The organism is Pseudomonas sp. GD04015 (genome assembly GCF_029837675.1).
In the GTDB taxonomy this organism is placed as follows: Bacteria; Pseudomonadota; Gammaproteobacteria; order Pseudomonadales; family Pseudomonadaceae; genus Aquipseudomonas; species Aquipseudomonas paralcaligenes.
Genome location: NZ_JAOEEE010000006.1, coordinates 149,885 through 174,448, shown reverse-complemented (window position 1 = coordinate 174,448; position 24,564 = coordinate 149,885). Strand labels below are relative to the sequence as shown.

28 protein-coding genes are annotated in these 24,564 nt (G+C 64.5%); 26 read left to right on the top strand and 2 right to left on the bottom strand.

Features of this window, described 5'->3' with window-relative positions; all coding sequences use genetic code 11:
* Window positions 1-3: 3 nt before the first annotated feature.
* From N7640_RS07475 to N7640_RS07370, 22 genes are all read left to right on the top strand, one after another.
* Window positions 4-2,298: a hypothetical protein gene (locus N7640_RS07475; protein ID WP_279902469.1), complete on the top strand. Its 2,295-nt coding sequence runs from the start codon at window positions 4-6 to the stop codon at window positions 2,296-2,298.
* A 283-nt stretch (window positions 2,299-2,581) separates the two neighbouring features.
* Window positions 2,582-3,634 (top strand): hypothetical protein, encoded by a 1,053-nt coding sequence (locus N7640_RS07470; protein WP_279902468.1) that lies wholly within the window; start codon window positions 2,582-2,584, stop codon window positions 3,632-3,634.
* Window positions 3,635-3,646: 12 nt separating this feature from the next.
* Entirely contained in the window at window positions 3,647-4,942 is a 1,296-nt protein-coding gene (locus tag N7640_RS07465) for a N4-gp56 family major capsid protein (protein WP_279902467.1), read from the top strand.
* A 60-nt stretch (window positions 4,943-5,002) separates the two neighbouring features.
* A complete protein-coding gene (locus N7640_RS07460; RefSeq protein ID WP_279902466.1) occupies window positions 5,003-5,473 on the top strand; it encodes a hypothetical protein in 471 nt (156 codons plus the stop codon).
* 67 nt (window positions 5,474-5,540) lie between these two features.
* Window positions 5,541-6,380, top strand: coding sequence for a RyR domain-containing protein (locus tag N7640_RS07455; protein ID WP_220815682.1), 840 nt, complete (start codon window positions 5,541-5,543; stop codon window positions 6,378-6,380).
* Window positions 6,377-7,051: a hypothetical protein gene (locus tag N7640_RS07450; protein WP_279902465.1), complete on the top strand. Its 675-nt coding sequence runs from the start codon at window positions 6,377-6,379 to the stop codon at window positions 7,049-7,051. The genes N7640_RS07455 and N7640_RS07450 overlap by 4 nt, the downstream gene beginning before the upstream one ends.
* Before the next feature lie 15 nt (window positions 7,052-7,066).
* Window positions 7,067-7,669, top strand: a complete 603-nt coding sequence (locus tag N7640_RS07445) for a hypothetical protein (protein ID WP_279902464.1) — start codon at window positions 7,067-7,069, stop codon at window positions 7,667-7,669.
* Entirely contained in the window at window positions 7,666-8,172 is a 507-nt protein-coding gene (locus N7640_RS07440) for a hypothetical protein (RefSeq protein ID WP_279902463.1), read from the top strand. Before N7640_RS07445 ends, N7640_RS07440 begins: the two co-directional genes overlap by 4 nt.
* Window positions 8,173-8,175: 3 nt before the next feature.
* Window positions 8,176-8,691, top strand: coding sequence for a hypothetical protein (locus N7640_RS07435; RefSeq protein WP_279902462.1), 516 nt, complete (start codon window positions 8,176-8,178; stop codon window positions 8,689-8,691).
* Window positions 8,691-9,515, top strand: a complete 825-nt coding sequence (locus tag N7640_RS07430) for a hypothetical protein (protein ID WP_279902461.1) — start codon at window positions 8,691-8,693, stop codon at window positions 9,513-9,515. The genes N7640_RS07435 and N7640_RS07430 overlap by 1 nt, the downstream gene beginning before the upstream one ends.
* The gene (locus N7640_RS07425) at window positions 9,512-9,928 is read left to right on the top strand and encodes a hypothetical protein (RefSeq protein WP_279902460.1); all 417 of its coding nucleotides are present in this window, start codon (window positions 9,512-9,514) and stop codon (window positions 9,926-9,928) included. The genes N7640_RS07430 and N7640_RS07425 overlap by 4 nt, the downstream gene beginning before the upstream one ends.
* Window positions 9,925-10,413: a hypothetical protein gene (locus N7640_RS07420; RefSeq protein ID WP_279902459.1), complete on the top strand. Its 489-nt coding sequence runs from the start codon at window positions 9,925-9,927 to the stop codon at window positions 10,411-10,413. Before N7640_RS07425 ends, N7640_RS07420 begins: the two co-directional genes overlap by 4 nt.
* 76 nt (window positions 10,414-10,489) lie before the next feature.
* Window positions 10,490-11,683, top strand: coding sequence for a hypothetical protein (locus N7640_RS07415; RefSeq protein ID WP_279902458.1), 1,194 nt, complete (start codon window positions 10,490-10,492; stop codon window positions 11,681-11,683).
* A complete protein-coding gene (locus N7640_RS07410; RefSeq protein WP_279902457.1) occupies window positions 11,680-12,174 on the top strand; it encodes a hypothetical protein in 495 nt (164 codons plus the stop codon). Before N7640_RS07415 ends, N7640_RS07410 begins: the two co-directional genes overlap by 4 nt.
* A gap of 8 nt (window positions 12,175-12,182) precedes the next feature.
* Entirely contained in the window at window positions 12,183-12,605 is a 423-nt protein-coding gene (locus N7640_RS07405; protein ID WP_279902456.1) for a hypothetical protein, read from the top strand.
* Window positions 12,595-13,044 carry a hypothetical protein gene (locus N7640_RS07400; RefSeq protein WP_279902455.1) on the top strand — a complete coding sequence of 150 codons (450 nt, stop codon included), beginning with the start codon at window positions 12,595-12,597 and terminating at the stop codon, window positions 13,042-13,044. Before N7640_RS07405 ends, N7640_RS07400 begins: the two co-directional genes overlap by 11 nt.
* Before the next feature lie 11 nt (window positions 13,045-13,055).
* A complete protein-coding gene (locus tag N7640_RS07395; protein WP_279902454.1) occupies window positions 13,056-14,969 on the top strand; it encodes a hypothetical protein in 1,914 nt (637 codons plus the stop codon).
* On the top strand, window positions 14,969-17,704 hold the full coding sequence (locus tag N7640_RS07390; protein ID WP_279902453.1) for a hypothetical protein: 2,736 nt from the start codon (window positions 14,969-14,971) through the stop codon (window positions 17,702-17,704). The genes N7640_RS07395 and N7640_RS07390 overlap by 1 nt, the downstream gene beginning before the upstream one ends.
* A gap of 29 nt (window positions 17,705-17,733) precedes the next feature.
* Window positions 17,734-18,648 carry a hypothetical protein gene (locus tag N7640_RS07385; protein WP_279902452.1) on the top strand — a complete coding sequence of 305 codons (915 nt, stop codon included), beginning with the start codon at window positions 17,734-17,736 and terminating at the stop codon, window positions 18,646-18,648.
* The gene (locus N7640_RS07380; protein ID WP_279902451.1) at window positions 18,648-19,301 is read left to right on the top strand and encodes a hypothetical protein; all 654 of its coding nucleotides are present in this window, start codon (window positions 18,648-18,650) and stop codon (window positions 19,299-19,301) included. Before N7640_RS07385 ends, N7640_RS07380 begins: the two co-directional genes overlap by 1 nt.
* 1 nt (window position 19,302) lies before the next feature.
* A complete protein-coding gene (locus tag N7640_RS07375; protein ID WP_279902450.1) occupies window positions 19,303-19,731 on the top strand; it encodes a hypothetical protein in 429 nt (142 codons plus the stop codon).
* Between the two features lie 88 nt (window positions 19,732-19,819).
* Window positions 19,820-22,075, top strand: a complete 2,256-nt coding sequence (locus tag N7640_RS07370; protein WP_279902449.1) for a hypothetical protein — start codon at window positions 19,820-19,822, stop codon at window positions 22,073-22,075.
* On the opposite strand, the gene N7640_RS07365 is transcribed toward N7640_RS07370, so the two are convergent.
* Window positions 22,072-22,431, bottom strand: a complete 360-nt coding sequence (locus N7640_RS07365) for a hypothetical protein (protein WP_279902448.1) — start codon at window positions 22,429-22,431, stop codon at window positions 22,072-22,074. The two genes, N7640_RS07370 and N7640_RS07365, sit on opposite strands and share 4 nt — an antisense overlap.
* 24 nt (window positions 22,432-22,455) lie before the next feature.
* Between N7640_RS07365 and N7640_RS07360 the strand changes: the two genes are divergently transcribed.
* Window positions 22,456-22,662 (top strand): hypothetical protein, encoded by a 207-nt coding sequence (locus N7640_RS07360; RefSeq protein ID WP_279902447.1) that lies wholly within the window; start codon window positions 22,456-22,458, stop codon window positions 22,660-22,662.
* A gap of 26 nt (window positions 22,663-22,688) precedes the next feature.
* On the opposite strand, the gene N7640_RS07355 is transcribed toward N7640_RS07360, so the two are convergent.
* Window positions 22,689-22,985 carry an Arc family DNA-binding protein gene (locus N7640_RS07355; protein ID WP_279902446.1) on the bottom strand — a complete coding sequence of 99 codons (297 nt, stop codon included), beginning with the start codon at window positions 22,983-22,985 and terminating at the stop codon, window positions 22,689-22,691.
* 105 nt (window positions 22,986-23,090) lie between these two features.
* Here N7640_RS07355 and N7640_RS07350 point away from each other — a divergent pair, with 105 nt between their 5' ends.
* The 3 genes from N7640_RS07350 (at window position 23,091) to N7640_RS07340 (ending at window position 24,538) form a co-directional block, all read left to right on the top strand.
* Window positions 23,091-23,231: an Arc family DNA-binding protein gene (locus N7640_RS07350; protein WP_279902445.1), complete on the top strand. Its 141-nt coding sequence runs from the start codon at window positions 23,091-23,093 to the stop codon at window positions 23,229-23,231.
* Between the two features lie 75 nt (window positions 23,232-23,306).
* Window positions 23,307-23,786, top strand: coding sequence for a hypothetical protein (locus tag N7640_RS07345; protein WP_279902444.1), 480 nt, complete (start codon window positions 23,307-23,309; stop codon window positions 23,784-23,786).
* A gap of 2 nt (window positions 23,787-23,788) precedes the next feature.
* On the top strand, window positions 23,789-24,538 hold the full coding sequence (locus N7640_RS07340) for a phage antirepressor KilAC domain-containing protein (protein ID WP_279902443.1): 750 nt from the start codon (window positions 23,789-23,791) through the stop codon (window positions 24,536-24,538).
* Window positions 24,539-24,564 lie beyond the last annotated feature (26 nt).

The following is a 24,564-nucleotide window of genomic DNA, read 5'->3' as shown; positions in this document are numbered from 1 at the left end:
ACTATGCAGGACACCACGCACATGCCCGGTTCCCCGGAACTGACGCTACACGAGTATCGGGAAATCTTCGACGAGATCGAGATGCAGCCGACATGGCGGCGCACTGCCGACAAAGAGATGGATTACGCCGATGGCAATCAGCTCGATAGCGACCTGCTGCGAAAACAGGCGGAGCACGGCATTCCGCCGGCCGTCGAGGACGTAATAGGCCCGGCCCTGCTGAGTCTGCAGGGCTATGAGACCGTCACGCGCACGGACTGGCGCGTTACCCCGAATGGTGAGCCGGGCGGCCAGGATGTGGCGGATGCCCTCAATTTCAAGCTCAACCAGGCCGAGCGCGCGAGCAAGGCCGACCGTGCATGCAGCAAGGCGTTTCGCCCGCAGATCGGCTGCGGTATCGGGTGGGTGGAGGTCTCCCGCGAGTCCGACCCGTTCAAGTACCCCTATCGGGTGATCGCGGTTCACCGAAACGAAATTCACTGGGACATGAAGTACGGCGAGGACTGGGAGACGTGCCGCTGGCTGCGTCGCCAGCGTTGGCTGCTGCCGGAGCGCATTGCCGCCGTGTTCCCTCAGCACAAGAAACTGATTGAGGCGTGTGGACGTGCTGGTGGCGACTGGTGGAAGGATGAAGCGCTGGTGATGGACGGTGGGGAGAGTACCGGCCTACAGAATGCCTGGAACGATGGGCGCGCATGGACCATGCAAGAGGAGCGCTGGTACAACCCGACCACCAGGGAAATCTGCCTGGCTGAGGTGTGGTATCGACGCTGGGAGGTCGTCACGGTAATCAAGACACCGAACGGCCGGATCGTTGAGTTCGACCCGCAGAACATGAAGCACAATATCGCGGTTGCCAGCGGCGCGGCCAAGGTGCAGCGGGCGACCGTCGCCAGGGTCCGTCGGTCCTACTGGCTGGGCCCGCACCGCCTCTTTGATGGTCCCAGCCCATACACGCACCGCCAGTTTCCCTACGTGCCGTTTGTCGGATTCCGGGAGGACAACACCGGCATTCCCTACGGCTACGTTCGCAGCATGAAATACCCCCAGGACAGCCTCAACAGCGCCAAGAGTAAGCTGCGCTGGGGCATGAGTGTGGTCCGCATCGAACGCACGGATGGCGCCACGGACATGACCGACGCCCAGCTGCGCCGGCAGGTCGCAAGGCCGGACGCGGACATTAAGCTGAACGCCGAGCACTTCAGGAACAATTCCGGCGCCCGCTTCGAGGTCCATCGCGACTATCAACTGACGCAACAGCACTACCAGATGATGAGCGACGACCGGGCGTCCATTGAGCGCGTGAGCAGCATCACTAGCGGCTTCATGGGGAGAATGGGGACGGCGAAGTCGGGCATCCAGGAACAGACACAGGTGGAACAGTCCAACCAGTCCCTGGCGCACATCATGGACAACTTCCGCGCCGGCCGCACCCTGGTGGGCGAGCTGCTGCTGTCGATGATCGTCGAAGACCTCGGCGAGCAGCCGCACACGATCGTGATTGAGGGCGATGCAGTCACTGCTGATCGCGTCGTGGTGATCAACAAGCCGGAGGTGGACGAGAGGGGCTATCCGTACCTGTCCAACGACCTGCAGCGTACAAGGCTGAAGGTCGCCCTTGAGGACGTGCCCAGTACAAACAGCTACCGCGGGCAGCAGCTCAACGCGATGTCGGAAGCCATCAAGTCGCTGCCGGCGCAGTTTCAAGCCGCCGCCATGCCGTTCCTGGCGAGCCTCATGGACGTTCCGTTCAAGCGTCAGTTGGTCGAAGCCCTGCGCGCCGCCGGCCAGCAGGAGACGCCGGAGCAGATCGAGAAGCGTATCCAGGAGGCCGTGCGCCTGGCGGGCGTCGAGGTCAAGGAGCGCGAACTGGAACTGAAGGCCGCGAAGAACGAGGCCGAGATCAACGAGATCATGGCTCGTGCCGTACAGGTCGGCGTCCAGGCAGCGTTCAGCGCTATGCAGGCCGGCGCTCAGGTCGCGCAGATGCCGATGATCGCACCTATCGCCGACGAGATACTGAAGGCCAACGGTTTCAAGGTGCAGCCTGGCGATGATCCGAACTTCCCGCAACCTGGCCAGACTGCGGCGATGAACATTAAATCGCCGTACATCCAGGGGCAGGGCCCGGCGAGCACCGAGGTCGCGGAGGAGGGTGGTGCTGCGCCTGTGCGGAGCAATACCAGCCCCACGTTCCCGCCAGTACCGGTCGCAGCCGCGACTGGGCAACAGGGAATCGAGACCCCGAATCCGAACGACAACCTGCAGGGGGCTGGAGTAGTGCCGGCCTTCCGGTGATCAGGTAACCTGAAAACCGTGGTGGCGGAAAAGTGTCCACGTCCCTGTCGCGCGGTAACCAGTCCGATCTGAGGGGCCCGCCACCACATCCTTCCAAGCCCGCATTCGCGGGCTTTTTCTTGCCCGTTTGTTGGGCCGACCCCCTGTAGGGTTTCGTTCTTCTTGACCCTCGCCACGACACTTCTCGCCAAGTTGAGCGCGGTACAGCGCCCAGCGACACGCGGAGCAATCCGCTGAGCTGACGACCCAGGCGGCCACGGCGATATGTGGCGGGACAGAAGGCATGACCACCGATTCACAGAACGAGTTCATCGAGTCGCTTGACGACACCATTTCCCCAGAACAGCTGGACCAGCTCCTTGGACTGGTTGAGGGCGATACCGGCGCGCCCGCGTCGGAACAGGCAGCGCAGCCCGGCGCGGCCAAGGCTGGAGAGGAAGAGGGTCAGGACGGCGCGAATAGCGAATCTGCGGCAGCAGCTGCGGTGGCTGGCAACGGCAAAGCGAAGGGGCAAGAAGCCACCAGCGAGCCGGAACTGACCCCCGACAACGCCGTGGTACTCGCCAAGGACGGCAAGCACGTCATCGACTACCAGAAGCTGGTCGATGCGAGACAGGGAGAGCAGCACTGGAAGGCCGAGGCCGCCGCCAAGGACGCGCGCATTGCTGAACTGGAAACCCAGGCAGCAGCGCGAGCGCAGGCAGGCGAAGCACCCACGAAGACCGACAACCAACTGGCCATGGCGCAGGACGCGATTGAGCAGGGGGTAGATCCGGCGATCTTCGGCGACTTCAGCGAGGAAGCGCTGGCCGCGGGTATCCAGAAGCTGATCGACGCCCGAGTGGATGCGCGCGTGGACGCCATTGTTGAGCAGAAGCTGGCCCCCATCCAGCAGAAGCACGCGAATGAAGCCGCGAACGCCCACGACCGCGCGATCTACGAGGCCCATCCGGACGCCGACTCCATTGTGGAAAGCAAGGAGTTCGCGACCTGGCTGGACTCGCAGCCGTCAATGGCCCGCGATGCCTACAGCCAGGTGCTGGACAAGGGCACTGCGAGCCAGGTCATCGAGCTGTTCGGCGCATTCAAGCAAGCAACTGGTGCAACTCATCAACCCGCGTCGCCGGAAGACGACGTGAAACGAAAAGCACAGGAAGCCATCGCCAAGGCCCAGGCGCAACAGTCTGCACCCGCGAGCTTGTCGGACATTCCCGGTGGGCGCGCGGCAGGCATCACCCGCGAGGAAGCGATGGCGGAAATGGATGGCGTAGAGCTGCTGGAGAGCATGGACGACATGTCCCGCGAGCAGATCGACGCTTTCCTCAACAGGCTATAAGGGGAGCACCAGATGCCCACTACTCAGAACTCGCACGCCCCATACGGCGACAAGAAAAACATGGTGCAGCAGGCGGTAGGCCTGTTTGCCACCCACCTGAAGCGCAACAACAAGCTGTCTCGTCTGTTCGGCGCCATGCAGAAGGGCGAGAAAGGCGCCATCGCCACCATCAAGAAGCAGACCACCGAGCACATGCCCTTCGTCCGCTGTATGGACCTCGGCAAGGGTACCGGCGACGAGATCACCTTCCACGTCGCGAACCCGTTCGGCGGCATTCCGATCATGGGCAGCGAGGTAGCCGAGGGTCGCGGCACCGGTATGTCGATCAGCGAAGACCGCCTGCGCGTCAACCAGGCGCGACTGCCGGTCAAGCTCAGCGACAACATGACCGACATTCGCTCTCCGGTGGATTTCCGCAAGCTGGGGCGTCCTGTGGCGCAGGCGACCATGGATCGTTACATGGATCAGTCGCTGATCATCCACGCGGCCGGCGCCCGCGGTCACGTTTACAACCCGACCGTCTGGGCTGTGCCGCCCGAAGATGACCCGCGTTTCGCCAGCGTCATGGTGAACCGAGTCAAGGCGCCGACCCGTAACCGCCACTTCATTGTGGATGGCGATGGCGTTTCCGGCTTCAAGGTCAACGCTGGCGAGATGGACATCACCTCCACCGACAAGCTCAGCATGAGCGTGGTGGATTCGCTGCGTGCCGTCATGGACGAGATGGTCATGCCGCCGCCGATCGTGAAGTTCGACGGCGACGAAGCTGCCGAGGACGAGCCGCTGCGACTGCTGCTGGTGACGCCGCTGCAGTACAGCCAGTTCGCTGCTGCCCCGGCGTTCCGCTCAATGCAGGCTGCCGCGCTGGCCCGTGCCAGCAACGCCAAGCAGCACCCGATCTTCAAGGGCGAGGTCGGTCTGTGGAACAACTTCCTGATCATGAAGCAGAACATCCCGATCCGCTTCTTCGCCGGCGGCAAGATCAAGTATTGCGCCAGCTTCACCAGCGAAGCCGAAACCGAAGTGATCGTGCCCGAGTCGTTCGGCACCAACTTCGCGGTGGACCGCGCCATCATCCTGGGCGGCCAGGCGGTCGGCCATGCACTGGCCCGCTCCAACAAGTCCGGAGTGCCGTTCTTCTGGTCCGAAAAGGAGTTCGACCATGGCGACAAGGTGGAGCTGCTGATCGGCACCATTCATGGCATGTCGAAGTTCCGCTTCCTCATCAACACGGGCGACCGCGAAGAGTACACCGACTACGGCGCCGGCGTGCTGGACACCGTGGTGCCGCTCAACAGCGCCATGTAACTCGCAGCCCAGGGCAGGCTCTACCTGCCCTGGGCGTCGCACATTGAAACAGGAGGCCACATGGCCAACGTGACTATCAAGGGCGCCCGGCGCCAGTTCGGAAACAACCCCTACGGCAACCTGAGCGTGCTGCTGTTCGCGCTCGCCACCAACGCCAGCGGCGCGGCTATCAACTCCGACTCGGCCGCCGCCATCGGCATCGGCGACGTGGTGGACCTCGGCCCGCTCCCGGAAGGCATGCGCCTGGATGACGCGCAGATTCTGGTTGCAACCGGTATGACCGCCACCATCACCGGCTCCCTCGGCTTCAAGTACGAGGACGGCCAGGACAGCACCGAGGTTCCGCAGGATGCGGCTTACTTCGGTACTGGCATCGACCTGGCCGCCGCTGGCCGCAAGCGCGCCACCGGCACCAAGCTGGTGACCCTGCCGAAGCCTGCTCGCCTGATCCTCACCACGGCGGTTGCAGCGAACGCCAAGGCCAGCGACCTGAAGGTCCTGGTGACTGGCGAGTTGCTGGGGCCGCGTTAAGCGAGCCGTCTACAGAGCGCCCCGGGTGATCCTGGGGCGTTCTGCCACTCAGGAGCAGGACACCCCCATGAAAGCCATCCACATTGCCGCCATCGCGCACGCGATCAATTCCGCCTACTGCCTCGCCATCGGCGACAAGGTGGCGCCGCCGCTCACCGAGTGCCCGGAAGACATGCAACAGGGCATCCTGGCTGGCGTGCAGTTGCACATCGACAACCCGGACACCACGCCCGAGCAGTCCCACGAATCCTGGCTGGCCGACAAGCTCGCCAACGGCTGGACCTATGGCGAGGAGAAGGACTTCGAGAAGAAGACCCACCCGTGCTGCCGACCCTATGCCGAGCTGCCGGAGTCGCAGAAGGTCAAGGACTATCTGTTCCGTGCTGCTGTGCACGCGCTGAAGGATGTCCCGGACGCCGAGGATGCAGTAGCGGAGGCCCTGGCGAAGATCCCGGCCAGCCTGACCGTGGCTACGGCAGTGCAGCCCGCTGCCGTGGCTGGCGCCGGCCTGGTCGGCGTGGAGTACATCGGGCGGCGCGAGCTGTGGCGCGATACCACCTACGACAGCGGTCTGACCTTCACCTCCGGCCAGATTCGCGGGGTGCCGCAGTACCTCGCCCGCAAGCTGCTGCGCCACGTCGACCTGTTCAAACAGGTGGAGTTGCCTGCCGCCGAGCCGGTGCAAGATGACACCGCCGCACTGCTGGCCAAGCCCACCAAGGCGGCGGTTGAGCGTGAGGAGCAGCAGCAGGACTTCGCGGTGATCGATCAGGTCAACCAGATGACCGACAAGGACGCACTGATCACTTTCGCTGCCCGGCAGAACCTGAAGCTGACCAAGACCATGAAGGTTGAGACGATGCGCGAGCGCATTGTCGACCAGATCAAGCGGTTCGGCACGCAATGACTCTCGCCGACCTGATCCGCGACTTCCGCCGCTTCGCCGATGACACGGTGGGCCCTGATCACCTGTTTGGCCAGCAGGACGTGATCCGCTGGTTGATCGAGGCGGAACAGGAGGCCTGCATTCGTGGCCGGCTGCTGCATGAGTCGTCGGACCCGGCGGTATGCGAGATCGATGTCTCCGCCGGCGAGGCGGTCTATCCGTTGGCCTCGGTGCTGTACGAGCTGACCCACCTGGCCTTCGTGCGTCCCGGCCAGGCCGAGCGCTGCCATGTGCAGCTGGTATCCACCGAGTGGCTGGATGGGCGCCGGCCAGGCTGGCGCGACAAGACAGGAGCGCCAGGATTCGCGATCCAGGGCGATACCAGCCTGCGCCTTGTGCCCATGCCGGACGGCGAGGGCACCCTGAAGCTCGAGGGCTACAGGTTGCCGCTGCGCGGGCTCACCGACCAGCCCGCCTCCACGCCGGAGATCATGGCCGCCCATCACCGCTTCCTGGTGCACTGGGCGCTGCACAGGGCCTTCAGCATCCCTGATGCCGAGACCGAGGATCCGGGGCGCGCCGAGGTCGAGGAAGCGAAGTTCACCCGCTACTTCGGCCTTCGCCCGGACAGCGACCTGCGCCGCATCACGCGCGAAGACGTGCCGCACCACGTCGAAGCGTACTGGCCATGAGTCAAGGAGGCGCCGGTGGCTGAAGTCGTTCCTATCAAGATCGTCCAGGGCGAGACCTTCGAGTTTGGTTTTATGTGGGGCGATGACCGCCTGCTGTACCTGCCGATTGTCGGCATGCCGAGCAAAGCGCCGGTTCGGCTGCGGGTGCCGGGCCACGGCATCCCCGACGGCTGGCCTGTGCGTGTGACCTGCGTTCGCCAGCCAGAAGAGCTGAACACCCCCGAGGGCGAGCATGTGTTCGCCACGCTCGTCGACGCCGACACAATCGAACTGAACGAGCTGAACGCCCACTGCTGGCGGCAGTTCTCCGGCGACGGGCTTCTGGTGCTGCGCCAGCCCGTGGACCTGACCGGCTGGCAGGCGCGCGGCCAGGTGCGCGACAAGCCAGGCGGCACGCTGCTCTGGTCGTGGCACAGCGACCCTGCCGAGAACCCGGACAGCCTGATTATCGTCGACCATGCGTTGAGCCAGTTCGTGCTCACCATGAGCGCCGCCCAGGCGGCCGCACTGGCCTGGAACAAGGGCGTGTATGACGCCGAGGCCATCGCCCCGGGCGGCCAGGTCTACAAGCTCGCCGACATCAGTCCTATCGACGTGAAGCGCGAGGTCACCACGTGACCACCATCGCCGTTCGCACCAGCGAGAACCGGACCGTCGCCGTCGTCGACCGCGGCAGCAGCACGGTTGCAGTGCGGCCAGGGCCTGGCCGCACCGTGGTGGCGGCCGGGCTGCGCGGGCCGAAGGGCAGCCCTGGCCAACCTGGTCCGGCTGGCGGTGCAGCGTTCCAGCGTCTGGCCGGCGAGACGATCAGCGCCTTGCAGGCTGTTTACGAACTCGACGGCGTGGTCTTCGTGCTCGACTACCGGGACGGCGATCACATCGACCAGATCCTGGGCATCAGCCTGACTGCTGCGCTGACCGGAGAGCCCATGAACGTCCAGCGAGCCGGCGTGCTGGATGACGCGAGCTGGTCATGGGCGCCAGGCCGAGTGTGGCTCGGGGCTGATGGCGCGCTTACGCAGACTCCGCCTGCAGATGGCTTTGACGTGCTCATAGGCTGCGCCGTGGGCGCTACCCGCATCACCCTGAACCTTTCCGAACCGATAGACCTAGAGGAATAACCCATGGCCAACTACCTCGCCCGTATCGCCGGACGTATCAAGCAAGTCGCCGCCATCGCGGTATCCGCTGGCGCCGGTGACGCCGGCAAGATCATCGCCACGGACAGCGGCGGCAAGCTGGATTCCAGCTTCCTGCCGTCCGGCATTGGTGCTAACCAGGTGGTGGTGCCGTCCAGCGAGAACCTGTCGGCCGGCGACTTCGTAAACCTCTACGACAACTCCGGCACCCTGACCGCTCGCAAGGCAGACAACAGCAACGGCCGTGAGGCGTGGGGCTATGTGGAGGCAGCTGTAACGTCCCCGGCCAATGCCACCGTCAAGCGCATGAACACGGTGAACGGTAGCCGCGCCGGCCTGACGCCTGGCGCCGCGTACTGGCTCGGCACTGCTGGCGGCGTGATCACTGCGGCCCTCGATGCGACTGATCCCGCGAATGCGAACAAGGTCTGCCAGTACCTGGGCCGTGCGAAGTCGGCCACCGAACTGGTCACCGTTGAAGAAGCGCCGGTGGTGCTCTAATGGCCGCCCGTCGTCCGCTCGTTCGCCAGGGCGGCCGCGTGAAACAACTGGCGAACACTGACACTATCGCTGGCCTGCGGGAGCAACTGACCGCAAACCGAACCTACTACGTTCGCACTGATGGTAATGACAGCAACACAGGCCTGGCCAACGACGCTGCGGGGGCATTTCTCACTTTGCAGAAAGCGGTAGACGTTATCGCGGCACTCGATACCGGTACTTTTACCCCGACCATCGTTCTGGGCTCAGGCGAGTTTGAATCGGCTATCGGCAAGGACCCTACAGGGGCCTCGGCGGTTCCGATTGTAGGGCAGGGTCCAGCCAACACCACTTTGAAAAGAACAGCCGCGAGCGGTAACGCTTTCCAAGGGGGGACGAAATTCACTCTTAGTAATTTGACTGTCACCGCACCGAGCGGGACCGCCCGCTGCATTGCCTCGCTACCTGGGCAAATCATTGGTGTGTCGAATGTCGCCTTCGGCCCGTGCGGCGCGTATCACATGGATGCCTCTGGAGGCATTATCAACTGCTCCAGCTACTCGATCACTGGGGGCGGCCTGGTGCATGCCTATGCAGCCAGCGGCGGCAGAATCATCGCTGCCGGGATCACCGTAACAATCACCGGCACTCCGAATTTCTCGCTGGGGTTTGCCTTCGCTGACGTCATGGGGCTGTTGCGGCTTAACGCCAATACCTACACCGGCTCTGCCACGGGCAAGCGGTACACGAGCAACAACGGATCGGTCATCTATGTTGCGGGAGCAGGCTCAACGTATCTGCCGGGCAGCACTGACGGCACCGTGTCTGGAGGTATCTACGCATGAGTGAATACAAGCTCAGCAACGAAAACTGGGTGACGCGAGTCTCTGACGGGGCGCGCATATCAACGTCCAGCCCGCCGACAGACCCGAACGAGAACCCAGACTATCTGGAGTACAAGGCATGGCTGGCGGGGGGCGGCGTTCCGATCCCAGCTGACCCATTGCCTGCTACCGTGCCTGATGAGGTCACGATGCGTCAGGCGAAGCTGGCGCTGCTGGCTGCCGGCCTGCTTGATGATGTCGAGACCGCCCTAGACGGCCTACCGGGAGACGAGGGAAGGGCCGCGCGCATCGAGTGGGAGTACAGCTCAGTCATGCGCAGGGACAAGCCGTTCGTGGTTGCCATCGGCTCAGCTGTTGGCCTATCGGGCGAGCAGATTGACCAGCTATTCATTGCCGCAGCTGGGATTGAATGATGGGCATCCAGCTGGCGCTGTACAAGGGCCAGGGCGACATCGGGAACGCGATGATCCGCTGGTGGACGCAATCGATCTACTCGCACACGGAGCTGGTCGTCGACGGCTGGTGTTACTCGTCGTCGGTGATGGACAAGGGGGTTCGGAAGAAGCGCGTCGGGCTGGGTGACGACGAGATCAGCTTGTCCCCGGATAAGTGGGATCTGATCGATCTACCCTGGGCCGACCCGGTGCGGGTCGTCGAGTTCTTCCGCGCCACCGACCACTACCGATACGGCTGGCCAACCCTGCTGGCCAGCCAGGTGTTCAACCGGAACTTACAGATGCCCGAACTGGCGTTCTGCAGCGAGTGGGATGCGGCCGCGCTCGGCTTGCCGTGCCCAGCCAGCTACAGCCCGGCCATGCTGGGTGCCACGTGTAGGTGGCTGAACGAGCCTACGTTCGTCGCCGGCTTCTTGGCCTGGCATACCCTCGCACTCGCCTGACCCCCTGTAGGGTTCGCTCCACCGCATACCCCCGCAATAGCCTGCCACCCAATCAACCACGGGTGGTATTGCAGGCATGGCAGAGCGGGTAGAACAAGCGAACTGGGCGGGAGGGATCAACAATCTCACCCGCAGCGAGCGCGTGCCCGAGAACTGCGTGCGGGATGCCCTCAACGTGACGCCCACAAACGGCGGCACGTTCGCACTGCGCCCGGGCGTCGAGCGCGTGGCCGAGGGCGAGCGAATCAGGGGCATGCTGTCGCTGGGCCGTGATCTGATCTACGCCGATGGCGCGCGTCTCATGCGCCTGGACACCGCCACCGGCACCGAGTCCCAGCTCGCCACGATCCCGCCGGTGGGAGTGTTCACCGGCGCGGTGCTGAACAGCGAGCTGTTCATCTCAACCGAGACCAGCTGCCTGCGGTACCGCGACGGCGCGGTGCGCGAGTGGGGTGTGCCCGAGTGCCGCTTCAACGTCGCGGCTGTCGCTGGCAGCCTGCCGGCCGGCAGGTACCAAGTGGCGTGCGTACACGTGAACGCCCAGGGCGAAGAGAGCGGGGTGCTGTCGCCGGCAATCATCGACCTGGGCGGCCAGCAGAACCTTGCGATCAGCTGCACCCCTGCACCCGGGCACCGCGTCCGCGTCTACGCCTCGGTGGCCAACGGCGAAACCCTATACCTGCAGGGCGAGCTGCCCGGCGCTGCGCAGCTGTACCGCGTCAGAGACGACACCGCGCGCCTGCAGGGCGTCGGCGAGCTTCCCCCGGTGCCGTGCCAGTTCATCGCCCAGGTTGCCGGCACGCTGGCGTGCGCCAGCGGCAAGCTGCTGTGGCTCACCCAGCCGATGCGCCCGCACGTCCGCAGCGCCCTGGGGCGCTTCTTCCAGTTCTCGACGCCGGTTGGCCTGCTGCTGAGGGTCGGCCAGTCGCTGTTCGTCTCGGCGGATCGGACTTACTTCATCAGCGGAATCGAGGGCGACCAGCCCGCCCAGCGTGAGGCTCTGCCGTACCCGGCGATCACGGGGACAGGCGTGCTGCTGAGCGATGGCCGCGCAGCATGGATGACGCAATACGGCCTGGCCGTCGGCGCTGAGGACGGCAGTGTGAGCCTGCTGAGCAAGAACAACTTCGCGCCAGCGTGCGGCTCCCATGGCGCGGCCGGCCAGGTTGATATCGACGGAAACCAGATTGTTGTCACCGCGATGCGCGGCCCGAGAGAAGCATCGGGCCTGGTCGCTCGCGACTATTACGAAGTGGAGATCGTGCCGTGAACGCGAGCCTTGAGAAATGGGGGTTCGTGTGGACCCCCGAAATCGTCCTGCCGTCCGGTGAGTTGATCGCCAGCGAGCCTGTGCACAACAAGATCCCGGGCCAGGGCATCGATCACCTGGCCGGCCTGATCCTGGGCACCTCCGCGCTGATTGGGAACTGGTACATCGGCCTCGTCGAGCAGAACTACGTCCCGAGCGATTCGTCGGTGGCAGCTGACCTGCCGGCCATCGAGTGCCAGGCGTACACCGCAGCGCAGCGCCTACTGTGGGCGCCGGAATCGTCGGGCGGAGTGATCGACAACATCAACGACCGCGCCGAGTTCGAGATGACAGCCGACAAACGCATCTACGCGGCCTTCCTGGTCGCTGCTGCAGCGAAGGGTTCCGGCACCGGGCCGCTGTTCTCCATAGCGCGATTCCCATCCCCCTACGACGTCACCGCCGGCAGCACCATGCGCCTGCGCGTGGCCACCGTTCTCGTTTCGAACTGAGGTGCTCCATGTCCAACACTGCTCACTCCAGCGCCGAAGTCATCAAGCTCCTGTTCACCACGGAATCGCTTGAGCCTCGGCCCACCGAATGGTACGTGGCGGCCCACACTGGCGACCCAGGTATCGAGGCGGCAGACAATGAGGTCTCCACGGGCAATGACGCGAACTACGAGCGCCAGTCCATCGAGTTCGATCTGTCGGAGGCATCCGGCATTACCAGCGCGATGAACAACGCTGAGATCGTGTTCCCCGTCTCGGCCGCCGCCGGCAATTACACCGTCCGGGCGATCTCCATCCACACCGCGATCACTGGCGGTATTGCCCTGGCAGTTCTGCCCTTGGATCCCCCGCGTGTGATTGAGCCGAGCGGTATCCCGCTGCGGTTCCCGATCAACGAAATCATCATCGAGGGCTACAGCAGTGACGACTAAAATCTCTACCGGCCTCGCGAATTACCTGCTTGGCGTTGGCAGCGTGCGCCATGCTCTGGCCAACAGCGTGCTGCGCGTCTACTCCGGCGACACGCAACCGACCGCCGCCGACTCGGCCGTCCCTGGCGGCGCCGTCCTGCTGGCCGAGTTCACGGTCGACGGCGAGGGAGACGGCCTGAATCTGGCGTCCACCGCGACCGGCGGGGTGATCTCGAAGAATCCGGACGAAGCATGGCGGGCCACGGCCCTGGCCAGCGGCGTCGCGACCTGGTTCCGCTGGTGCCTGCCGAACGACACGGGTGTCGCAAGTTCGACGGCTGTGCGGATTCAAGGCTCGGTCAACACCGCCGGCGCCGAACTCAACTTCTCGTCTGTCAACTTCACCGTCGGCGCGATCCAGAAGGTGGACTACTTCGCCGTGGCGATGCCCGCCAGCTGAGGTGAGCCACAATGGCCAATCGGCTGACGAAAGATCCCAGGTTCTTCTACGACCCGGGCCAGTCTGCGCTGGACGCATACCCGGAAAGCCGGGAGGTGGTGCTGTACGAGCCCGTGTATCGTTCAGTGCAGACCTCGTTCGGCTGGTTCACCACGTCAAACGATGACGTGATCCGGGCCAAAATCAGTTACTACACCGCTCGCGGCGGTACCGTCACCCACATCAAGCCCTACCCGTACAAGCAGGGTGGGGTCTGGCGCAGCCACCCCTACGGCGCCTACGTGTTCTGGCATCCCGCCGCGCCGGCGCGGCCATTCATTCCGCCAACGGTGCGTGTTGACACCCTGGCAGGCTGGAACGCCAAGGGTGACAGCCTGTTTACGAGCTCGGGCGACTTCGCGTTCCTGTTCGACTACGCGCGGTACCCGACAGCGCTGCTGGTAGGGATCACCGACGACTTCACCCGCAGCACGCTGCCAACCTCTGTTGCCGCTGGGGTGATGCTGACCGATACCGATGTGCTGGTGATGGCCAGTGGGGCGGTGGTGGCCGAGGCTCCGTATGCTCCCAAGGACAAGGCGCGCATCTCGATAGCGCGCATCGGCGAGCAGGTGGTCATCAACGTCGGCGGCTGGGCTCACACGGTCGATGCCGGGTTGCAGGGGCGTGTACACGTCCGAGCGCTGCTGTACAACGCCGGCGATTTTGCCGACAACCCCATGATCACCTTCCCGGTTGAGGGCGGCGCCGCGGGCCGTGTGGGCTTCCGGCATGCTGTACCTGACATCGCGCGCGCTCGCGGCAACCTGGGCTTCAGGGGGAAGCGGCTGAAGTCCAGGGGGCGTGTCGGATTTCGCTGTCCGCCAGTGGCATACCCAGGCAGGGCAACCGCTCGGGTCGGGTTCCGTGCGTATCTCGCGGAGCCTGGCGGTGTGGGTGCGGTCACCCTGCCGGGGCTCAGTGTGTTTGCCAGCGACGCCCCGACTGGCGCCGGCCGCCTCACGCTGCCCGCTCTGGCGGCCGATGGCTACTGCGGATTCTACGTTGCCACGGGTGGGCAGGGGGCTGCGGGCATCGCGCCGCCTACTGTGTCTGCCATGGTGCTGACGGGGGAGGTGGGCGCGGGCAGCATGCTGCTGCCGGCGTTGCGCTGCATCGGCGCCGACTATCCCTACGGCCAGGGGGTGGTCACGCTTCCTTCATTCTTTGTCTACTCGTCCGGTGAAGATGCCGCCGGCGAGCTTGATCGAGCGGAGATGGTCACTGCCGTTGTCGTCGACGGTCAGATGGACCCGTCCCTGGTGTTCTTCGCTTCAATCCGCGAAGAGCTTGGCGTCGCCGTACAGATGGACCTGTCCGCGCTGTTCTCGGCCGACATGATCGACAGCCTCAGCATCATCGACAACGCCAGCCTGGCAGTGACCATCGAGGCGATCCTGCGCGAGCAGCTGACGGTCAGCGATTCGCTGGAAAGCATGCAGCGCGCGGCGATCCAGTACGCCACCAACCTGCTCACCGGAGCGGTGACCCGATACGAAGGCTGGGACTTTCACAGCTTCGCAACCGTGGGCTCGGGCACCTACGCCGCCGACGAGCGCGGGGTCTACCGGATCACGAATGCCACCGACCCGATCTCGGCGGCAATCGAATTCGGCGCCATCGGCGCGGGCCTGGGTAACGGAAAGCGGCTGGAGGCAGTCTACCTCGGCCTGAGCACCGACGGCGCAGTCTATGTGCGCGTGCAGGGTGACGACGGTCGCGAGCAGTCGTACCGGGCGGTTGATCGCGGCGGCATGCTGCGGGCCAAGACAGCGAAGGGCGTGAAGGCGCGGCACTGGACCACGCGGCTGGAGATCGTCGACGCCACCGAGCTGGAGTTGGACCGTATCGAGTGGCTGATGCCGATCAGCGCGAGGCGCGTGTAATGCGCCAGGTCCTTGTGCGCTTCGCCGGGATGGTCGCGCCGGAGGTCCGCCGCCGCGCGCAGTCTATCGGCAGCCGCGTGCTCGCGGGAACGTCAAAAACTTCGGTGTTCCAGGGCTACATCATCTCGGCCAAGGGGATGAAGGGCCGCACGATCGTCAATGTCATCGAGTTGCCCATGTGGTACTCCGGCATCCCGAACTACGTCACCGAACTGGACATGGGAATCGGTGTGCCGGGTATCGCGCCCAGGGCGGAGCTGGTCAACCCCAAGCCCCGGGAACCTGGCAGTTCGGGTGGAGGCCGGGAGGCCGCGCGCAGTGTCGGGGTCTACTACTTCGGCAAGTCCTGGTCGATACCGGATGGGCTCACCAACACATTCGTGAACTTCCTAGCCGATTACCACGCCGCCGGAGATGTTCGCGTGGCTCCGGCCGAGCGGACGGTTGGCCTGGCGGCGGTGCGCCAGGTGAACAAGGAACAGGGCGACCAGCTTCCAAACTACCGCGGGTCATTCCAGTGGCGCGCGAGCTCGGTTTCGCTGGTGGACTACCTGGAGCTGCAGGTGATCGCCCACGCCAACAAGAACGCCAGCATCTACATCGAGTCGGGCTATCTCTCCCTGCAGTACGGCAGCCGGGTTCGGCTGCTGGGCATGCCCAATCGGCTGCGCGAGATCGACGCCGATGTTGCCTACTGCTACCCGGGCACGCCGACGCCGGCGCCGCGCTGGGCGCCGTATCGGCCTGGCGACGGGGTCTACTACCCGAACCCGCGGCCGTTCACCTACACCTGTGAAGCCCCCGGCGCGCGGCCGCAGCATTGTCACCCAGCGTTCGAGCGGCAGGACTCGCGGTCCGTGGTCGCGCTTCCCTGTGTGTCGCTGCCCGAGGGATGGGACGTGCTGGACCTGGAGGGCTGGGACCCCTACGCGGTGGATGACCCTGTGGACCCAGCCCGGTATCGCCGGGCGAATATCTCGGCTTCCAGCCTGGCGTTCGGGCACAGCGGCAGCCAGGGCGGGCTCGACAACCCGTACCCAGGTGTCGGAGGAGTCTCCTGGGACGCCATCGGCTACGGATCGCCGCTGCTGTGCGTGCTGGGCATCCAGCACCGGCAGCCGCTGACTGCCGCCGAGGTCGAGGCCTGGGAGCCGCTGGGATACCCGCCAAGCGTGCTCTGGAACAGGGCGTTCTCAGATTACCTGCCCGCGGGCCAGTACCGGCAGGGGAGTCGCTACGTGCTGCCCACCGTCGGCGCCGACCAGGTGGCGGACGTCGACGCCATCGTGGAGGGCGCGGAGTTCCCGGCCATCGCTGGGGCCGTCTTCATCGAGCTGGCCGATCTGCCGGAGTGGATTCAGCCGGCGACGCTGCAGGGGGTGTACGGGCTGCTCGATCAGACCCAGCATCCCGACGACAGGGTCGTGGTGAACCCGTTTGAGATCACCGTGCACAGCGGCCAGCGCCTGAGTTGCACCTTCGGCGACCCGAAGATCACCCTTCTGGACGGGGTGGCAGAGGTGGTCTTTCCGGTCTGCTCGCGCGACGCGTCGCTGGTCGAGCCCGTGAACCCGCGCCAGGATGGCCAGCCGAATCTGGCGCTGGTCTGCCAGACGAAGGTCGCGTTGGCTGTCGCGCGGTTCGCCATTGGTGAGGATGGCTCGGCGTCCCGCGTCGGCGACTGCACCCTGATGTACCAGGACCTGATCGGCCCGGCTCGTTCGGAGCTGATGCCGGCCGACGCTGACCCCGACACTGCGCGTATTCCGACACTGCTGTGGTCTGGTGTGATGGATGGGAAGCGGGTCTACCTGGCCCGCGCGCTGCGCTACATCCGGGACGAGTACCTGGGCAGCATGGAGCAGGTTGAACGCCTGCTGAGCTATACCCGCGAAATGTTGGACGACCTGGGCTACCCGAGCCTGCCCCCCGGCCGGTATCACACGTCCTTCTTCGAGGACCACATCTACGGTGAGTTCGAGGGCTATACGGCGATCTCCCGCAACTACCGGCCCATGGTCGACAAGGCCCAGCTCGAGGAGCTGTGGCTGATCGTCGACGGGGTGCGCACGATTGTCCCGATGCAGGACAACCAGCTGCTGATGCCCAGGATCTTCGGCGACCTCATTCCCTACTACTTCGGCGAGGACCGCCCGCGCAACGGCTATTACGGTCCGGACAAGATACGGTGGCTGGTCACCGAGGCTGAGAGATCAGACCCCGCCATGGCCGCGGCGCGCGGCCGCATGCACGAAGAGGCCATTGGCTACGGCGCCGTCTTCAACACCATCGCGCGGATCACCGACACGGATGTGGTGGTCCTGCTGCACGCCCCAGAGGGGACTTCGGCCGGCGCGGCCTATAGCTTCATGCGGGTGAACTGCGCCACCGGCGAGCACACCATCCTGTCCACGGTCCAGGCCGGGGCGCCTGAGCTGCAGATCGGCGCATACCAGTCCCTGAACTGCTACCAGTGGGAGGTGGAGCGCGACGGCGAGGTGGTGCAGGAGGCCTGCCTGATGTGGCGCAGCGGCCGCACCGATGGCTCGAACGGCTCGGCGCAGGTGCACTTCAGTATCGACGGCGGCCGGACCTGGATCGGCAACGTCCTCAGCCACCTGAACATCCCGCCGACCGGCCTGCCCAGCTGGGGCATGGTCGGCCTCGGCCTCTACGTCAACGGGCCTTCGATGAAAGACCCGTCGTCACCTCTGTTCTATAGGAAGCCAGAATGAGCAACTATCCAGACACAACCAGCCAGCTCATGGGGCTGGCCACCCGGGCCCTGACCGAGGCGACAAACACCCGCGGCTGGATCGTGAACCTGCAGGGGAAGCGCAACGCGAAGCAGGCCAGCTTCTCGCACAAGCTGGAGCGGCCAACCATCCAGCCGCCGCCGGCGTTCAGCGACCTGTTTGAAGGCGCCGACACCAGCGGCAGCGAGGTGAAGCGGCTCGACGCCGAGTCAGACGCATGGATCGCGAAATACTTCCCGTCGATCAACGGCTGCCTGCAGACCCTGCCCGAGGAATTCATCTGCGGCGTGATCGGCGGGACAAAGCCGTTCGGCATGGACGCAACGATCTTCGAGATGGTCTGGCACCGAGCCAGGGACCGGGCGTACCGCGCCCAGGCGAGCGAGACCAAGAACATCGCCGCCACCTTCTCCGGCGCCGGCTTCACACTCCCGCCAGGGGCAATGGCCGTTGCGCTGACCGAAAGCGAGCAGCGGGCCAGCGAAGCCATCGCCGCCGTCAACGTCGAGCAAGCGATCAAGGATGCCGAGATCAAGCTGGACCTGCTGAAGTTCGCCGAGCAGCTCGGCGTCGATCTCAAGCTGGGCGTGATGCGCGCGATGGCTGACTTCTACCGCATGTGGTACTCGCTGCCCGATCGAGACATCGAGCGGGCGCGCATCCGCGCCCAGGCCATGGCCACCTTCTACCAGGCTCTCAGCAGCTATCACAACGTCGATGTGGCCTACAGCCGGCTGGCACTGGAAGTCTCCAGGACCAAGGCCGACATCTCCGTGGAAAATGCGCGCCTCGACCTGGCCGCCAGCAGTGACCTCGACGCCAATCTCGGAGCGCTCGGGCAGGCGGTGAACGCCTACGGCGATGTCGCGAGCGGCGCGGCCAGCGCGGCGAGCACCTTGGTAGCGCAGCTGGAGAACGTGTGATGGCCCAGGCACGCGCTGTCGCCGTGATCCTGCTGCCGCCGGAGTACCGGCCGGCCGACCCGTATCCGCCGCATGCTCCGGACGACCCGGGCTGGGAGTTCACCACCTACGACGACTACTGGTGGTGGTTGCGCACCAAGGAGCTTCGGGTGGCCATCCACGATCCTGCTGCCGGCACCACCCTGGTGAAGCGAATCGCCAGGCCGAACATCGACCTCAATAGCCTGCGGATCGAGCCGGCATGGAACGGGCGCTTCAACAACTCGGCGGTGATCCCTATGGGGGCGGGGGCCGTGTTCATCGGCGAGAACGCCGACAGCCCTGACCTGCAAGTTGAATACTGCCGCTACGCCGTGGGTGACGTGCTGGATCAGCCGGAACTGGTGGTGGCCATCCCTCCTGGGACTACCGGCTCTGGTGGCTATGTCGTGGTGACCGAAGCGTCGGTGGCGATCTGCATGCCCGGCTCGGTGCATACGGGCGACAGCGGCCGCGTCTTCGTCGTCACCCCGGAGCCCGCCCCGGGCCAGCACGCCCTGGTGACGATCGAGGCGCCAAACTTCATCGGGAGCACCTTCAGCGCAGATTACAGCTTCCAGGCGGCCGCACTCGCGGCGGAAATCAGGTTCGTGTCCACCGAGTACGGGTTCTAGCATGATCGGCAATCCCAAGCAGCTGGCAATCCTCATCCCCGCGGCATCCTCCGGCGTGGACCTCACCGGCTGGTCTGATTCGCCGGCAGAATACGCCGTGCCGCGGGACCACTACGACGGCGACGAGGGTTACTACCTGTGGTTCCTGCACTCGGTCGGGGCGCTGGCCGGAACCGTACCCTGGCACGATGGCGAGTACCACTCGGTGACTGCCGGCATGAGCTACCTGCACGGCACGATAGCCGGCGGCATGCCGGCAGTGACCAGCGAAGACCTCGACCTCGAGGCGATCATCACCGCCGCCGCGCCGGACATGGCGGAATTCCCAGACGATTACGAAGCGGCGAGGCCTGCGTTGTTCTACGGCGCCTCCGAGCCCGTGCCGGTGCGCTTCTGGACAAATTTGGTGCGCACCAACGAGATCATCTAGCCCGGCCGCGCCCCCTGTAGGGTTCGCGCTGCCCCGGGCGGCGCCGGACACTGCGCCGGTAGCAGGCCGTTTTTTCAGGGGCATCACCATGTACGGATTCAAGAAGGGTTCCAAGCCCAAGCAGCAACTGGCCAATGGCGGCCGTGTCCGTGGGCCAGGTACCGGCACTTCCGACGACATTCCCGCCCAGATTCCTGCCGGCAGCTACATCATGCCGGCCGACTCCACCGAGCAGATCGGGGAGGGCGCCCTGGCAGCGATGGGCCAGGGCCCGGTCGACGTGAACCTGAGCAACGGCGAGTTCGGGCTACCGCCGGAGCAGGTCCACGCCGTGGGCGTACAGGCGCTGGATGCGATGAAGAACGCCACGCACACGCCCACCGGCCAGCCGGCCCTGGGTTTCAAGCCCGGCGGCGGCCAGCAGCAGGCAGGCGAGCCGGAACTGTTCTTCGCCGACGGCGGGGTGGTCAACGACGACCTGAAGAAGCGCCTGCAGCAGTTGCGTGGTGCATCGCCAACCGTTCAACAGCCTGGCGCCGGCCCGAAGCCGAACGTCATCTATGGGAACAGCGATGGCGTTTCCGGGCGAGGCTTCATGCCGTCCTCGGCTCGAGGTGTAACGGTGAGCGGTCAGCCGGTGCAGGCCGCGCAGCGGCCAGGCCTCCCTCCGCCTGCTGGTCCGGCTCCGGCTGCTCCCGAGCCCAACTATCGGGCACGAGCCGAGGCTATGGGACGGGCGAAGGCTGACAGCGCAGCCTACGAGGCTGAGCGAGCGCGACAGGATGCGCGCTTCTCGGAAGCCCAAGCGCGAGGGGGGCAGCCGGCCCAGCCAGTGCAGAGCACCACTCGCGGGTTTGCTTCCGGTGCTCGCAACTTTGTGAACAAGGCCGGCAAAGGTGGGGCGGTGTTGAGCGCAGTGCCGGGAATCATCAATGCGATGGATGATGACTCTACGGCAACTTATGCCAAGCGCCTGGGTCTGGATGAGCCAACAGGAGATGGCTCGGCAGGAGACATCGCCAAATTCGCAGCGCTGCGAGGGCTCGGCTTCGCGACCGATGTAGGATCGGCCATGACGTTCGGGCTCGCCGACAAGCTCTACCAGGACAAGCGGGCGGTGGATACCGATACCCTGGCTGCATCGGCTGGAGCATTGGGGGGCGGTACTCTCGGGTTCAAGGGCGGCAACACTTTCGGCTCCGTTGCTGATACCGCGATGCGTTTGGCGTCCCGGGGGCGCTACAAGGGCAACTATGGAGAGCGCTATGGAGGAAAAGTCGGAGGTGTGGTCGGGGCCGGAACCGGAGCCACCGCAGGACTGGCGCTGGCTGACGACGATACTCAGGAGGCATCGCGGGCGAATGGTGCCCCTCAGGCGTCTGCAGTTGGCCCCCTGGCCGCAACCAGTCCTGTCGCACCCAGCACGCCGGTCGGCGAAGGCCTTGGGTGGAGCAATACAGGGAGCGGAGTAGCGGTCCGTATGGGGGCCGATGGTACGCCTGAGTTCAGCAACGCCCCCGAAGCGCTTTCGGGGGCTGCGGATATGCCAGCTGGAGGCTTCCAGCCACGTTCGGGCAGGCCGCCGGAGCCGACTGGACCTGGCCTGGGCTTCGGCAGCTATACCCCAGACCGGGAGTTCGCGCAGCTCGGCTCCATGAGCAACCTCGGCAATAGCACCGGTACCTTCAGCCAGCTGGAGCCGGGCACCTCGGCTCTGGCTCTGGAACGCTTCGAGCGCGCCAATCAGGAGCGCGCCCGCATGATCGAGGAGAGCCGGCGCGGCCAACTGGGCGAGGGCGGCGGACGCCTGACCATCGTCCGCGACAGCACCAGGGCGCCGAGTCGTGCCGAACTGTTGAACGACCGCTTGGCTCGCGCCGATGCCGCGCAGAACCTGGAGGAGCAGCGCCTGGGCTTCCAGTCGCAAGAGGCCAGAGCTCGCCTGGCTCTGGATCAGCAGCGTCTGGCCAGCGAGATCGAGGGTAGGGGCTTCCAGACCCGCGCCGCCCAGCGACAGGAGGCGTTGTACGAGAAGTACGAGACTGCGAAGACTCCCGAGGAGCGCGCTACCATCGCGCAGCAGATCCGAGACCTGGCCGGTAGGGAGGCGTCGTCTCCCTGGAAAGTACAGGTCACTCCCACCACCCGGAATGCAGATGGCTCGACGTCGGAGGGTAGCGTGATTCGCTACAACAACCAGACCGGCCAGGTGGAAATGATCGATCAGCAGGTCAGGCGTAAATCTGTCAGCCTTGCGGAGGTTGAGCAGGCAGCAGAAGAGGATGGTGTATCGGTCGAGGATTACATCAAGAGTCTACAGGACATGGGTGTGACAGTCGGTTAGCGTTTTTGACAGGCCAGACCGAACTCTTGGGCCAACGCTGAGCAAGCCTTTTTAGGCACGTTGTATAGCCTGTTACAGGCATCTCGGATCATTCCGGCAGCGTTCTGGCTCGGGGTGTCGCGCGCTTCCTTAAGGGCACACTCGGCGCCTGAGTCGTAGTTGAAGAGCCCGCGGCCGGAACCTTGCTCGACGCCGCTGTACCGCTCCGGATACTTGGCGCTGCAGACCTGATAGGCCGCCGCTGCGGTGTTGTTGTTCTGAACACCGGGCAACTCATCAAGCAGGCATGTCGCGAAGTTCCCGGCCTGGGCCAGGACGGGGAAGGTGAGCAGGGCGGCGACGAGTAGCTTTTTCATGGGCATCCGAGCCAGAGGTGAGATATGCAGGATAGCAACGTGCAGAGCGTAGCCGGAGAGTCGGCCGCTGATCTAGAAGAACTCGCCGAGACGCTGCTGGCGAACGATGCTTTCCTTGATCGCCTCTACGAGAAGCTGCGCATCAGGGAGACGGTGCAGTCAGCTCGGAGTGCTGATGCCTTGGCGCGGGCAGCTCAAGAGCTTTTCCTGGCCACCCAGAGGGTGGGCTGAAGCCCCCGACGTGTCGCTGTGAGCCCTTACTGCTGCTCTTTTCCATCGAGAAGAGGGGCGATGGCCTTCTCAATCTCTTGCCGAACCAAGTCGGCGAGATTCCTCTGCATCGATTCCAGGAACTCGGGGGAAGAAAGTGCGGCTTTGCGCTGTTTTGGCGACATGAAGCCGAGCGCAGGATCTTGAGCATAGGTCAGCTCTAGCCTCGACAAGATCTCCGCGTTCATCGACTTGCTGGTGTCTACCGCAGACTGAGCGAGGCGTGAATGCAAATCCTTGGGGATGCGCAGGGTAATGCGGGTATAGCGGTCGTCGTTATCCATGAGCGCCAATTTACACGAAAATAGTGTCACACCACAATTGACATAGAAACAGTGTCATGTGATTCTGGTCTGGACACGACATCAGTGTCGTGCAGTGGAGGGCCGATGGATGAGCATGTACGGGTAACTACTCGTTTCCCGAAAGAAATTGCGGAGTGGCTGAAGGCTTTGGCCAGGGAGCAGAACCGCTCCATGAATGGACAGTTGGTTGAGCTGCTGGAACAACTGAAAAGGCAGGCCGCATAGGCCTGGAACGAAGAAGCCCCAGGTGCAGCAACACCTGAGGCTTCGGATGTGAACATTTTTCGAGGACATTCACACATGAATGCTAGCACAACAGCACGGATATACCAGTTCAAGAACTACAGCAGGCGCCCGAGCAGACCAGCTGCAAAGCTGTCGCTCAGCGAAGAGCACCGAGCAGCCCTTACTGATGAAATCCGCAGAGCTGGGTGCGGCTGGGCGTTCACGGAGGGTTCCAGGGGGTGGATACAGAACCACATCCGCGTCGCCTTCTCGGTGGAGCATATCGAGGACCTGGCGGACGATCAGTTTGAGGCGGCAATCCAGCTCGTCCAAAGCAAGCGCCAGGCAGCGCAGGAGTTCCTTCGCTTCATGAAGGAGGCGCGGATGTGGTTCGAGAAAGAGGTATTTGGCGCCGGTCAGCCATGGACGCCTTCTATAAAAGCCGGGCTCGCCCGGCAGCTCAAGTGCAAAGTGATTCTGCCGCCACAGGTCGATTGGCTGGCATTGACCAAGCAGGTTGGTGCCCAAGCGACCTGCGGCACAGTGGAGGCTTGATCATGAGCGTGCTCATTACCACCGCCGTTACCATGACCAGCCTGGAGCTGGTGGGCTTCATCAACGAGCATCGCAAGGATCAAGCCGAGCAGGCAGGGCAGTCATTCCCTTCAGAGGCTTTCCCGGAATTGACCCATGCCAACCTTCTGGCAAAGGTCCCCAAGGTCCTCGGGGAAACATCTCATTCATTTGAATGCGATCTCCCCGACAGCTACGGCCGGCACCGTCGCGGTTATCGCTTCCCGAAGCGAGAGGCCTGCCTGATAGCCATGTCGTACAGTTACGACCTGCAAGCGGCGGTGTTCGACCGCATGACCGCTTTAGAGGAGGCTCAGCGGACTGCCGTTCCAGCTATCCCGCAAACGCTTCCGGAAGCTCTGCGGCTGGCTGCCGACCTGGCCGAGCAGAACGGCCAACTCCAGCAGGTGCTGGCCGAGCAGGCGCCGAAGGTGGAGGCCCTGGATCGCATTGCCACCGCTGATGGCTCGCTCTGTATCACCAATGCCGCCAAGGACCTTCAACTGCGACCGAAGGATCTGTTTGCTTGGCTCCAGTCCCACCAGTGGATTTACCGACGCGCCGGTAGTTCAGGGTGGTTGGCTTACCAGATTCGCATCCAGCAGGGCCTGCTTGAGCACAAGGTCACCACAGTCAGTCGGAGCGACGGCAGCGAGAAGGTGGTCGAACAGGTGCTGGTGACCGCAAAGGGTTTGGCGAAGCTCGCGGCCGAGGCCTCAGCCAACACCCTGTAGGGTTAGGTCCTACCACCAACCCCTCC